This window comes from Burkholderia sp. BCC1644 (assembly GCF_902833225.1).
GTDB lineage: Bacteria > Pseudomonadota > Gammaproteobacteria > Burkholderiales > Burkholderiaceae > Burkholderia.
This window is the reverse complement of sequence record NZ_CADFEI010000011.1, coordinates 268,624-280,647: the sequence shown is the minus strand read 5'-3', so window position 1 is coordinate 280,647 and position 12,024 is coordinate 268,624. Positions and strand designations below refer to the sequence as shown.

Below are 12,024 nucleotides of genomic sequence, written 5' to 3'. Positions count from 1 at the left end.
CACATCACGGGCAAGGCAGCGGAAGCGGCGCTCGGTGCGGCGCACATCACGGTGAACAAGAACGCGATCCCGAACGATCCGGAAAAGCCGTTCGTGACGAGCGGCGTGCGCCTGGGTTCGCCGGCGATGACGACGCGCGGCTTCGGCCCGGCGGAAGCGGAGCAGGTGGGCAACCTGATCGCCGACGTGCTGGAGAACCCGGAAGATGCAGCGACGATCGAGCGCGTGCGCGCGCAGGTCGCCGAGCTGACCAAGCGTTTCCCGGTCTATCGCTGATCGACGATGCGCTGCCCGTTCTGCCGGCATGACGACACGCAGGTCGTAGACTCGCGCGTGTCCGAAGATGGCGCCGCGATTCGCCGGCGCCGTCGCTGCTCGGCTTGCGACAAGCGCTTCACGACGTACGAGCGGGTCGAGCTGTCCCTGCCGTTCGTCGTGAAGAAGGACGGCAGCCGCACGGAATTCGACCGTCGCAAGATTGTCGCCAGCATGCAACTCGCGCTGCGCAAGCGGCCGGTTGCTGCCGACGCGATCGACGCGGCGGTCGCCCGCATCGAATATCAACTGCTCGCGACAGGCGAGCGTGAAGTGCGTAGCGAGAAGCTCGGCGAACTCGTGATGAACGAGTTGCGCGGCCTCGATACGATCGCTTATGTCCGCTTCGCATCGGTGTATCGCCGGTTCGAGGACGTGTCCGAATTTGCCGACGTGATCGAAGAGTTCCGTCGCGCCTCTCCCACCAAGACCCCGCGTAAGCGCTGACGCGCTGCGTCCGTTCATCGTCTTCTCCGTTGGTTCAGTTCGCACCGATTGTGTCGGTCGCGATCGCATGTCGCCAGTCGGCCGTTCGGCAAATGGCGCGAGTCCGCACGCATCGCTACAGTCGTCGCCTCACCCTGGTGGAGGACGATGGCGATGGGACAACACGCTCAACCCTTGAAAAATCCATTGCGATGCTCGGGCGGGTTCACGCTCGTCGAGCTGATGGTCGCGCTTTCGCTGGCGGCCGGGCTCGCGCTCTATGCTGCGCCCGTGTTCGACCAGTGGCGCATGCGTGAGCGCGTGGATGCACGCTCGCGTGCGTTGCTCGGCGCGTTGTCGTTCGCGCGTACTGAGGCGACGCGCCTCGGCACGCGCGTCACGCTGTGCCGCGCCGGGAGCGACGGCGCCTGCCTGCGTGCCGGCGAGCGGTGCGATGCGGCCGAATGGTCGTGCGACTGGATCGTCAGCGGGCAGGTCGACGGGCAGTCACGCGTACTGCGACGCTATCCGCGCGATGCCGAAGTGATCGTCGCGGGCGCCGCGCACGATCTGGCTTTTGCACCGCCGGCCGGTCAGGCCATCGGCGGAATCCGGCGTTTCGAATTGCGCTCGCGGCGCGGCATATCCGAGGTGGACGACGCACGCGTATCGCGTTGCGTGCGGATTGCGGCAGGCGGCCGGGCGCGGGTCGTCGCCGGCCGCTGCGGCTCGGCGTGATCGCGATGCGCAACGCGATGCGCGGCACGTCGCTGATCGAGGTGACGCTGGCTATTGCGCTGCTCGCGACCGTGATGCTGGCAGTGGCCGGCAGCCAGCTCTCGATGGCGCGTGCTCAGCGGGCGACGATCTGGCGCGAACGTGCGCTGTGGCTGGCCGATGCACGTATCGAGCGCTTGTACGCAGGTGCCGGGGCAGACGATGGCCTCGCGGCGCTGGCGGCCGTGTCGTTGCCCGGCGGCACGATGACGCTCGACGCCGGGCCGGGAGGCGTCCGCTACGCGGTCGTCGGCTGGCGCAGCGGCAAGGCGCCTGCGTCGCTGCGATGCGAAGCCACGGGCGTGACCGCGCAGCCGCCCTCGTGCGTCCGGATTCCGTTTCGGGAGGCGGATGCCGATGCAAGCTGATCGCCGTATGCGCGCGCACACGCTGCTCGAAGTGCTGATTGCGATGACCGTCGGTCTCCTCGTGCTCGTGGCAGCAGGTGCGCTCTATCACGCGCAGCGCATTGCGCAACGGCGTGCGGAAGACGGGTTCAGGATGCGCGATGCGGCAGGCACCGCGCTGATGCTGATCGGCCAGCAGATCCAGATGGCGGGGTTCCGGCCGCTCGATACGGACGGCGCGTCATCGTTGCCGCCGGTATTCGGCTGTTCGATGGCGCGTGTGCGGGGCGATGGCGCACAAGTGCGGTGCGAATCCGTGCGCGCTGCGTCGGACGCGCTGCTGGTCCGGTATGTGGGCGATGCCGTGTCGACATGGTCGACGGTGAGCGGCCAGGTGTCGGATTGCCTCGGGCAAGGTGTCGGCGCGCCCGGCGAACGGCCGCAAGTGGAGAACCGCTTCGACGCACATGTCAGTCCGTCGACGGGCGAGCCCGAGCTGTATTGCGAAGGGAGCGGCCATCCGGGTACGCCGCAGCCCGTCGTGTCGGGCGTCGACCAGTTGCGCGTACGCTATTTGCGTCGCGGCGGCGCGCAGTTTGTCGACGCCGATGCGATGCGTGTCGACGACTGGCGCGATGTCGTGGCCGTGCATGTTTGCGTGCGTGCGCGCGGCGAACCGATGCGCGAGCCGGCCAGCCATGTCGACTGCAACGGTCGTGCTGCCGTTGCCCAAGACGGCCGCGCGCGTTTGACGCTCGATCGCATCATCGCGGTGAGGAATGCCGCGCCCGGCTTCGACGCTACGTCGCCTGATGCAGCGCGCATGCGTGAGGTGCCGCGATGAGCGGAGCAGGCCGGTACGCGTGGGCAATATCGCGATGCGTTGCAGCAGGCAACACGCATGGGCCCGTTGCCGCAAGCGACGACGAACCGCAGCAGGCTGCGTGCACGAGCGCCGTGGCGACGAACCCACATGAATCGCGCATGCGCGTGCGGTCGGCTCGCCGCGCCTGGCGGCGTGACGCGGGTCTTGCATTGCCGGCAGTCATTGCGGTCGGTGCGGCCATTGCAGCGCTGACGGGCACGTGGTTCGAAGCCGCGCTGACGGAATCGCGTCGCACGCGCGCGCTGTCGGATCGGCTGATCGCATTCCACGCAGCCGATGCCGCGCTGGCGGCGTGCACCGCGCGATTGCTCCGTGGTTCGGCGCCCTATGTGAGTGAGCGCGAATCGCACGCGGAGCCCGACACCTGGCGGCGCATGCCGCCGCTGGCGGCTGCCGAGGCATTCACGCCGTTCGCCGGATGGCCGATGGCCACGCATCCACCACGATGCCTGATCGAGGCGTGGCGCGGGGCGGGGCCGCCCGGTAGCCGCGCTTACCTCGTCACCGCGCGTGGCGTCGGTGCGCATGCATCGAGTGCGGTCTGGCTGCAGCATCAGGTCTCGATACGCGACGAGCGGATCATCGCGCTGCGCTGGCGTCGCGTCGCGGCACTGCTTCAATGAACGGCCGTATCTCCGTATTCCGATCGGCCGGGTTCACGCTGATCGAGCTGATGATCGTGCTCGCGATCGTTGCGGTGCTGGCCGGATGGGGCATCCCGTCGTATCGCGAGCATGTCGCGCGCGTTCATCGCGCGTCGGCGGTTTCCGCGCTGTACCGCGCGGCCCAGTATCTCGAAACGCTGGATGGTTCACCGCCTTCGGCATTGCCGGACGCGCTCGCTCAGGCGCCGCCGGACGGGCGTGCCGTCTATCGATTGACGTTGCGGCGGCCGGGTGGCGACGATTCGCCGGTGAGCTACGAACTGGATGCCAGCCCGCTCGACACGGGCCCGATGCACGACGATGCATGCGGTACCTTCACGCTGGATTCGGTCGGGACGAAAGGCAACGTGTGGCGCGATGGCGCCGACGAACCGGGCACGGCGTGCTGGGGTGTGCGTTGAATACGCAGAAGAGGCGCGCAACGGCGCGTGGCCGTGCGCGCGGGATGTCGACGGTCAGTCGTCGTGCGAGTCGAGCCCGCGCTCGTTGCGGGACTGTTTCCAGATCCGGTAGACCTCCCATGCGGCGAAGCCGAGCGTGCCCCACTTGAGCGCGGGGCCCGCGCTCGCGCGCAACAGCGAGCGAACGGGTTTCGCCAGCACGAGCGACGCGAGCGAACTCAGCATCGGGTACTGGTTGACGAGATTGCCGAGGCTCGCGTTCAGGTTCCTGGCGGACTGGCCGAACTTGTTGGTGGAAAGGCCGGGGATGAAAACCTTGAGCCAGCTGAAGCGCGTGACGGCCTGGCGCATCTCGCCGGCGGCTTCCGCGAGTTCGAGCCGCTCGACTTCGGATCGCAGGATCAGCAATTCCTTGCGGAGCGCGCGATGCTGCGATGCGCTCCAGTTCGATCGCGACGAATGGGAGCGGGGTGAATTGCCCGTAACGTTCTGGCTCATGGCGCGTCGGCGAAGTAGGTGGGAGGGGTGAGCGCGATTGCGCTCACGGCTTGCCGCGGAACAGTTCGCGGTCTTTCTCGAGTTCGGCGAGCGTCGCCTCGAACACGGTCGGCGCATCGCGCAGGCCCGAACGTGCCTTCAACGCGCACACGATGCCGCCCGCGGCATACAGTGCGGTGATGGCCGCGAGCGACTGCCAGCGATAGGTATCCCAGAACGCGATCGCGACGAGCACGGTCAGGCTGATGAGCGCCATCGTCGCGAGCATCATCGCGGCGAGCCCGAGGAACAGCACGCCCATCAGGCGCTCCTTCTCCTCGGCAAGCTCGATGCCCACCAGTTCGAGGCGCGTCTGCAGAAGTCCGATCACGGAGCCGACGAGGCGGCGCAGCGGTCCTTGGCCGGACGGCTGCGAGGTGGTGTCTGTCGTCATGGATGAGGTGCGTGCGCGTGCAGTGAGCAGCTAGGACAAAGCCGGCCGGCGGAAACCGCCGGCTGGCTTCGACGCCCGCGGGCCGCGCGATGCGGCCCGCGGGACGAAACGGCGCAGAGCGCGTTACTTGCGGTTGATCAGCAGGCCGATCAGCACGCCGACGCCGGCGGCCACGCCGATCGACGTCCACGGGTGCTCGTGCACATAATCGTCGGTCGCACGTGCGGCCTTCTTGCCTTTCTCGACCACCACGACCTGGACGTCGGCCGCCTTTTCCTTGGCCTGCTTCAGGCGCGACATTGCCTTTTCGCGCAGCTCGGCCGCACGGTCGCCCGTGCTGCTCGCTGCTTGCTTGAGCAGGTCTTCGGCGTCCGAGAGAACGGTTTTGATATCCGACATCAGTTTCTCCTTGTTGATTTCCGACATTGCAACTCCCTTCGTGCTGTCATGCTGCAGGTTCACATCCTAGCGAAACCCCTGCCTGCTGGCGAGCCGGGAACACACACGGCGGCAGTGCAAGACCGCATGGTAAACGACTTGTAATCATGAACAGAGCGGCAAACGAGGTGAAAAGTTTCCCGCGTGGCCGACCGTCCCGCCCCGACGCCGGGTAAAAATGACAAAAAAGTATGAATATCAAACGGAATATTCGTTCGCACGGCCCATTGCTTCCCGTAAGCTAATGGACTTTCCCGCGCTGTCCAGCGCGCGGTTTCAACCAGCATCGTTCGAGGAGGGAACACCATGAGTCTGCGTCTTGGCGACATCGCACCGGATTTCGAGCAGGAATCGAGCCTGGGCACCATCAAGTTTCACGACTGGCTCGGCAACAGCTGGGGCGTCCTGTTCTCCCATCCGGCCGACTACACGCCGGTGTGCACGACGGAACTGGGGCTCACCTCGAAGCTGAAGGGCGAATTCGAGAAACGCAATGTGAAGGTGATCGCGCTGTCGGTCGACGGTGTCGAATCGCACAAGGGCTGGATCAACGACATCAACGAAACGCAGTCGACGGTCGTTGGCTTCCCGATCATCGCCGATGCGGACCGCAAGGTTTCGCAGCTGTACGACATGATCCACCCGAACGCGAACGAAACGCTGACGGTGCGCTCGCTGTTCGTGATCGACCCGAACAAGAAAGTGCGGCTCACGATCACCTATCCGGCCAGCACGGGACGCAACTTCGACGAAGTGCTGCGCGTGATCGACTCGCTGCAGCTGACCGACAACTACAAGGTCGCGACGCCCGGCAACTGGAAGGATGGCGACGACGTCGTGATCGTGCCGTCGCTGCAGGATCCGGAAGAGCTGAAGAAGCGTTTCCCGAAGGGCTTCAACGCGGTGCGTCCGTATCTGCGCCTGACGCCGCAGCCGAACAAGTAAGCATCGGCGGCCCGGAACCGCGGTTCCGATGAACAACGGCCCGCCCGGCAGTGATGCCGGGCGGGCCGTTTGCTTGGTGGCGCACACGCGGCGTCGCCACCGCGTGCGTCACGTCCGGATGATCAGAAGAATGCCTGGATGCCCGTCTGCGCGCGGCCGAGGATCAGTGCATGGATGTCGTGCGTGCCTTCGTACGTGTTGACCACTTCGAGGTTCACGAGGTGGCGTGCGACGCCGAATTCATCGGAGATGCCGTTGCCGCCGAGCATGTCGCGCGCGAGGCGGGCGATGTCGAGCGACTTGCCGCACGAATTGCGCTTCATGATCGACGTGATCTCGACGGCCGCCGTGCCTTCGTCCTTCATCCGGCCGAGGCGCAGCACGCCTTGGAGGCCGAGCGTGATTTCGGTCTGCATGTCGGCGAGCTTCTTCTGGATCAGCTGGTTCGCGGCGAGCGGCCGGCCGAACTGCTGGCGGTCGAGCACGTACTGGCGCGCGGTGTGCCAGCAGGATTCGGCGGCGCCGAGCGCGCCCCACGCGATCCCGTAGCGTGCCGAGTTCAGGCACGTGAACGGGCCGCGCAGGCCGCTCACGTTCGGCATCAGGTTCTCTTCCGGCACGAACACCTCGTCGAGGACGATCTCGCCGGTGATCGACGCGCGCAACCCGACCTTGCCGTGGATGGTGGGCGCCGACAGGCCCTTCCAGCCCTTCTCGAGGATGAAGCCGCGGATCGCGTCCTTGCCGTTCTCTTCGAGCTTTGCCCACACGACGAACACGTCGGCGATCGGCGAGTTCGTGATCCACATCTTCGCGCCGGACAGCGAATAGCCGCCGGGCACCTTCTTCGCGCGCGTGACCATGCTGCCCGGGTCGGAGCCGTGGTTCGGCTCGGTCAGCCCGAAGCAGCCGATCCATTCGCCGGTCGCGAGCTTCGGCAGGTATTTTTGCTTTTGCGCGTCCGAGCCGAATTCGTAGATCGGCACCATCACGAGCGACGACTGCACGGACATCATCGACCGGTAGCCCGAATCGACGCGCTCGACTTCGCGCGCGATCAGTCCGTAGCTGACGTAATTGAGGCCGGGGCCGCCGTATTCCTCGGGAATCGTCGGGCCGAGCAGGCCGATTTCGCCCATCTCGCGAAAGATGGCCGCGTCGGTGCGCTCGTGGCGGAACGCCTCGGTGACGCGCGGCGCGAGCTTGTCCTGTGCGTACGCCTGCGCCGCATCGCGGATCATCCGCTCTTCTTCGGTCAGTTGCTGGTCGAGCAGCAGCGGATCGTCCCAATGAAAAGTTGCAGCGGTCATCGTTTCATCTCCTGTTGGTCCGGTCTTCCAGCCGGGCCCCATGCCAAAAGTTCGCTTGACTGTAGTTCCGCTGTGCGGAACAATGTTTTGCAAATCGAACCCAGTGTAGCACCAGATGACTCTTTCAACCAACGACGAAACCACGATCGACGAGCGCAAGTTCGTCGTCGCGCTCGCGCGCGGGCTCGACCTGCTGCGCGCATTCCGGCCCGGCGAGACGATGCTCGGCAACCGCGACTTCGCGGAGCGCACGGGGTTGCCGAAGGCGACCGTGAACCGGCTCGCCTATACGCTGACCGTGCTCGGTTATCTGCGCTACGACGAGACGCTCGGAAAGTATGCGCTCGACGCCGGCGTGCTGTCGCTCGGCTACGCGCTGCTGTCGGGTTCGGGGACGATCGACCTTGCGCGGCCGCACATGCAGGCGCTCGCGCGCGAGATCGGCGCGGCCGTGTCGCTCGGCTGCCGCGACGGGCTCGACATGATCTATCTGGAGACGATCCGCAGCGAGACGGCGCTGACGCTCGGGCTCGCGCCCGGTTCGCGGCTGTCGATGCTGACGAGCTCGATGGGGCGTGCGTACCTGGCCGTGCAGCCTGAGGACGTGCGCCGCGCGCTCTACGCGGAGCTGCACCGCGCGGCCGGCGGCGCGGCCGACGCCGATACGCTCGTCACCGCCGCGCAGCACGCGGTGGCCGAGTTCTCGGCGGGCGGGTGCTGTTATTCGTTCCGCGCGTGGCACATGGACGTGAACGCGGCGGCCGTGCCGTTTCGCGAGCCGCGCGAGGGACGCTGGCTGATCCTGAGCTGCAGCGGTCCCGCGTCGTCGATGGACGAGGCGGTGTTTCGCACGCAGATCGGGCCGAAGCTGAAGGCGCTCGCGCAACGGCTCGGGCAGACGGCCTGAGTGCGGCGCGTGCGGCAATGGCCGCCGCCGCGCGCCGCGTGACGCAGGTACCTGCGGAGGCAGGCGAGAGCAGCGCCGTTGCCATCCATTGCAACCGGAACGAACCGCGCTCATCATCGTTCACCCGCTTCCTGACGACGAGGTTCGCGATGTCCCACCCGGAAACGATGGAAGGCGGTTGCGCATGCGGCGCGATTCGCTACCGGATTGCCGGCGTTCCGACCGACGCCGGTTTCTGCCATTGCCGGCTCTGCCAGCGCACGACCGGCGCGGCGGTCGTCGCATCGGCATCGGTGCCGATCGATGCATTCGAATACCTGCAGGGCGAGCCGACCGTCTACGCGTCGAGCGCGTGGGGCGAACGGCGTTTCTGCGGACGCTGCGGCGCGCAACTCGAATTCCGGCTGACCGATGCCCCGGAAACGGTCGAGATCAATTCGGCGACGCTCGACGAGCCGTCGCGGCTGCGTCCGGCCTGGCACGTCTGGTATGGCGATCGCTTCCCGGGCGTCGAGGTCGATGACGATCTGCCCAAATACGACGACGGTGGAAGACCTTAGGCGTTCGTCAGCAAGGAAGGCGTGGAAGTGCGTGCATGGCGATCGTCTTCCGGGCGTCGCGGGCGGTGACGAACTGCCCGGTACGACGATGGTGGAAGAGCATCGAGCGTCGGCACTCGATAGCGACGAAAGCGCGTGACGAGGGTTGCCGCACGTTCGGCGGGGAACCCCGTAGAGGTCGGGCTGCGCATCACGACGCCTGACCTGCCCCCAATTTCATCAGCGGCTGACCAGCCGATCCCGCCATCCGGCGTGCCGCTTCGTGCACGCCGCCGATTCGATTCCCTCAGGCCGTCACGACCTTCGCAAACACGGGCCCTTGCATGAACCGCACGTCGTACTGGCGCAGCAATTCGCACTGCGTCTCGTCGACGACGCCGTCGAAGATCAGCGGAATCCGCACGCGCTGCGCATAGGCGACGAGCGCCTTGACCATCCCGTCGCGCAACGCGATGCCCGCATCCATCTTGATGAAGTCGGGGCGCGCCATGTCCGATTCGACCGCGAGGATGCGGCCCGGATCGGGCAGCTTGTCCGCGACCTTGAAGCCGTGATGCTGGTAGCTGCGCGTCAGGTAGCCGAGGAAAGTCTTGTGCGCGACCGCGACCGCCGGCAGCTCGATCACGATCCGCTCGGGCGGCAGCCCGAAGCGTTGCAGCACCGACGAGAAATGCTTGCCGTGGTCGTACTTCACGCTCTTCAGCAGCCGTTCGTGCACGCGCAGGAACAGCAGCCCGTGGCGCTGCGCCCCGAAGAAGTTGATCGCATGCAGCGCGCGTGACAGGCGGTCGATCGCGACCAGCGTCTGGTCGTCGATGGCCGAATCGACCGGATCGTGCGGCGCTCCCGTGACGACGGTGACGGCCTGGAAGCCGAGCTCGTCGCCGTAGCGCTCGATCGCGTCGGCGAACGACGTCGACTGCGGCGCGCCGGGCATCGTCACGTCGTAGATCGGTTCGTAGGCGCTGCCGAGCGTGCGCTCGGGCAGACTCGCGCTCGCGGTGCCGCCTTCGGCAAGCGCGAGGTGATCCCGCAGATACGGCAGTTGCCCGGCACGGGCGACCAGCTCGGGAATGGTGGGCGGAATCATCGGCGTAAGAAGGAAAAACGGCGGCCGAACGGGCCGCCTCGTATCTCGATATTAGCAGCGCGCGCCAAGCTCGGCTTGGCGTTTCACTCATATGGTTATCCCGTTCGGGCGCGCTCGCCTAGGGTTTACGTTGATTTCACTATTCGTAATTGGTTTTACTATTCGTAAATCCAAGATTTGTCGCCGATCAAGAAATGCGGCATGCGGGCGCCGCGAGACGGCGCCGTTCACGAATCAACAGGAAGCAAGGAGCGAGACGTGGCGGGTGACAGGACAGGCGGGCAGGCGCGCCGGCAGGAGACGAATGGAACGACGGGCGTGCCGGTGCACGTACGGCAGGGTTGAGGAGCGGATGGCGACCATGAGCATCGATTACCAGACGCTGAAGTTCGAGTACCGCGCTCGCGCGCATGACGCGGCCGTCCACCCGGTGATCGTCGTCGGCGCGGGCCCGGTGGGCCTCGCGGCCGCGATCGACCTCGCGCAACAGGGCGTGCCCGTCGTGCTGCTCGACGACGACGACACGCTGTCGACCGGTTCGCGCGCGATCTGCTTCGCGAAACGCACGCTCGAGATCTTCGACCGGCTCGGCTGCGGCGAGCGCTTCGTCGACAAGGGCGTGAGCTGGCACGTCGGCAAGGTGTTCCTGCAGGACGAGCAGCTGTACGCGTTCGACCTGCTGCCCGAGGAAGGGCATGCGCGCCCCGCGTTCATCAACCTGCAGCAGTACTACGTCGAAGGCTACCTGGCCGACCGCGCATTCGAACTGCCGAACATCGACATCCGCTGGAAGCACAAGGTGACGGGCATCGCGCAGTCGGCCGAACACGCGGTGCTGACGATCGAGACCCCGGACGGCGTCGCGACGCTGCACGCGCGGTACGTGATCGCGGCCGACGGTTCGCGCAGCCCGATGCGCACGATGATGGGCCTCGAAAGCCACGGCCGCACGTTCAAGGACCGCTTCCTGATCGCCGACGTGAAGATGAAGGCGGAGTTTCCGACCGAGCGCTGGTTCTGGTTCGATCCGCCGTTCCACCGCAACCAGTCGGTGCTGCTGCATCGCCAGCCCGATAACGTGTGGCGCATCGACTTCCAGCTCGGCTGGGACGCCGACCCCGTCGCCGAGAAGCAGCCGGAGCGCGTGATCCCGCGCGTGCGCGCGCTGCTCGGTCCGGATGTCGAGTTCGAACTCGAATGGGTGAGCGTCTATACGTTCCGCTGCCAGCGGATGGACACGTTCCGCCACGGCCGCGTGCTGTTCGCGGGCGACTCCGCGCACGGCGTGTCGCCGTTCGGCGCGCGCGGCGCGAACAGCGGCGTGCAGGATGCGGACAACCTCGCATGGAAGCTGAAGCTCGTGCTCGACGGCCGCTCGGCCGACAGCCTGCTCGACACGTATGCGAGCGAGCGCGAATTCGCGGCCGACGAGAACATCCGCAACTCGACGCGCTCGACCGACTTCATCACGCCGAAGAGCGCGGTGTCGCGCGTGTTCCGCGACGCGACGTTGAAGCTCGCGCGCGACTGCGAGTTCGCGCGCAAGCTCGTGAACAGCGGTCGCCTGTCGGTGCCGGCGGTGCTGGCCGATTCGCCGTTGAACACGCCCGATCGCAGCGGCGACGCATTTGCTTGCGCGATGCGGCCGGGCGCGGCGGCGGCCGACGCGCCGGTGCGCGTGCAGGGTGCGTCGGGCTGGTTGCTGCAGCGTCTGTGCGGCGGCTTCACGGGCGTGCTGTTCGGGTTGCCGGGCGATGCGGCCGCGCTGGCCAAGGCCGTCGACGGCCTCGCGCTGCCGGTGCGGCCCGTGCTCGTCGTGCCGGCCGGGCATGCGCAGCCGGTGGCAGGCGTCGACGTCGTGGAGGACGTCGACGGGTTCGCCGCGCAACGCTACGACGCGCAGCCGGGCACGTTCTACCTGCTGCGTCCCGATCAGCACGTCTGCGCACGCACGCGCACGCTCGACCGTCAGGCGATCGTCGACGCACTGGCGCGCGCAACCTGCGCGCGCTGAATACGATAAAGA

At 66.8% G+C, this 12,024-nt stretch carries 15 protein-coding genes and 1 pseudogene; 11 read left to right on the top strand and 5 right to left on the bottom strand.

All coding sequences use genetic code 11. The annotated features are described in order from the left end of the window. The 7 genes and pseudogenes from glyA to HWX87_RS23240 form a co-directional block, all read left to right on the top strand. Positions 1 to 276 (top strand): annotated as a pseudogene (gene glyA, locus HWX87_RS23270) (serine hydroxymethyltransferase); the annotation flags it as partial. Positions 277 to 282: 6 nt separating this feature from the next. Then, positions 283 to 762 carry a transcriptional regulator NrdR gene (nrdR, locus tag HWX87_RS23265; RefSeq protein WP_176049474.1) on the top strand — a complete coding sequence of 160 codons (480 nt, stop codon included), beginning with the start codon at positions 283 to 285 and terminating at the stop codon, positions 760 to 762. A gap of 153 nt (positions 763 to 915) precedes the next feature. Next, the gene (locus tag HWX87_RS23260; RefSeq protein WP_176049473.1) at positions 916 to 1,479 is read left to right on the top strand and encodes a GspH/FimT family pseudopilin; all 564 of its coding nucleotides are present in this window, start codon (positions 916 to 918) and stop codon (positions 1,477 to 1,479) included. Between the two features lie 5 nt (positions 1,480 to 1,484). Beyond that, positions 1,485 to 1,886 carry a hypothetical protein gene (locus tag HWX87_RS23255; protein WP_176049472.1) on the top strand — a complete coding sequence of 134 codons (402 nt, stop codon included), beginning with the start codon at positions 1,485 to 1,487 and terminating at the stop codon, positions 1,884 to 1,886. Then, positions 1,870 to 2,709, top strand: coding sequence for a PilW family protein (locus tag HWX87_RS23250; RefSeq protein ID WP_176049471.1), 840 nt, complete (start codon positions 1,870 to 1,872; stop codon positions 2,707 to 2,709). The genes HWX87_RS23255 and HWX87_RS23250 overlap by 17 nt, the downstream gene beginning before the upstream one ends. 203 nt (positions 2,710 to 2,912) lie before the next feature. Next, positions 2,913 to 3,374, top strand: coding sequence for a hypothetical protein (locus HWX87_RS23245; RefSeq protein ID WP_176049481.1), 462 nt, complete (start codon positions 2,913 to 2,915; stop codon positions 3,372 to 3,374). Next, a complete protein-coding gene (locus HWX87_RS23240) occupies positions 3,371 to 3,817 on the top strand; it encodes a type IV pilin protein (protein WP_176049470.1) in 447 nt (148 codons plus the stop codon). The genes HWX87_RS23245 and HWX87_RS23240 overlap by 4 nt, the downstream gene beginning before the upstream one ends. Before the next feature lie 54 nt (positions 3,818 to 3,871). Here the strand turns inward: HWX87_RS23240 and HWX87_RS23235 are convergent, their stop codons facing one another. The 3 genes from HWX87_RS23235 to HWX87_RS23225 form a co-directional block, all read right to left on the bottom strand. Beyond that, entirely contained in the window at positions 3,872 to 4,315 is a 444-nt protein-coding gene (locus HWX87_RS23235) for a DUF3318 domain-containing protein (protein WP_176049469.1), read from the bottom strand. Between the two features lie 43 nt (positions 4,316 to 4,358). Beyond that, positions 4,359 to 4,748 (bottom strand): phage holin family protein, encoded by a 390-nt coding sequence (locus HWX87_RS23230; RefSeq protein ID WP_176049468.1) that lies wholly within the window; start codon positions 4,746 to 4,748, stop codon positions 4,359 to 4,361. A 123-nt stretch (positions 4,749 to 4,871) separates the two neighbouring features. Beyond that, complete coding sequence (locus HWX87_RS23225; protein WP_006494044.1) at positions 4,872 to 5,174, bottom strand: YqjD family protein; 303 nt, start codon at positions 5,172 to 5,174, stop codon at positions 4,872 to 4,874. A gap of 318 nt (positions 5,175 to 5,492) precedes the next feature. Here HWX87_RS23225 and HWX87_RS23220 point away from each other — a divergent pair, with 318 nt between their 5' ends. Then, positions 5,493 to 6,131: a peroxiredoxin gene (locus HWX87_RS23220; protein WP_034187217.1), complete on the top strand. Its 639-nt coding sequence runs from the start codon at positions 5,493 to 5,495 to the stop codon at positions 6,129 to 6,131. 122 nt (positions 6,132 to 6,253) lie between these two features. Here the strand turns inward: HWX87_RS23220 and HWX87_RS23215 are convergent, their stop codons facing one another. Further along, on the bottom strand, positions 6,254 to 7,441 hold the full coding sequence (locus tag HWX87_RS23215; RefSeq protein ID WP_176049467.1) for an acyl-CoA dehydrogenase: 1,188 nt from the start codon (positions 7,439 to 7,441) through the stop codon (positions 6,254 to 6,256). A 115-nt stretch (positions 7,442 to 7,556) separates the two neighbouring features. Between HWX87_RS23215 and HWX87_RS23210 the strand changes: the two genes are divergently transcribed. Next, the gene (locus HWX87_RS23210; protein WP_176049466.1) at positions 7,557 to 8,348 is read left to right on the top strand and encodes an IclR family transcriptional regulator; all 792 of its coding nucleotides are present in this window, start codon (positions 7,557 to 7,559) and stop codon (positions 8,346 to 8,348) included. 149 nt (positions 8,349 to 8,497) lie between these two features. Next, positions 8,498 to 8,908: a GFA family protein gene (locus HWX87_RS23205; protein ID WP_176049465.1), complete on the top strand. Its 411-nt coding sequence runs from the start codon at positions 8,498 to 8,500 to the stop codon at positions 8,906 to 8,908. Positions 8,909 to 9,194: 286 nt separating this feature from the next. Here the strand turns inward: HWX87_RS23205 and HWX87_RS23200 are convergent, their stop codons facing one another. Next, positions 9,195 to 9,998, bottom strand: coding sequence for an EAL domain-containing protein (locus HWX87_RS23200; RefSeq protein WP_176049464.1), 804 nt, complete (start codon positions 9,996 to 9,998; stop codon positions 9,195 to 9,197). A 352-nt stretch (positions 9,999 to 10,350) separates the two neighbouring features. Between HWX87_RS23200 and HWX87_RS23195 the strand changes: the two genes are divergently transcribed. Continuing rightward, entirely contained in the window at positions 10,351 to 12,012 is a 1,662-nt protein-coding gene (locus HWX87_RS23195) for an FAD-dependent oxidoreductase (RefSeq protein WP_176049463.1), read from the top strand. Positions 12,013 to 12,024: the final 12 nt, after the last annotated feature.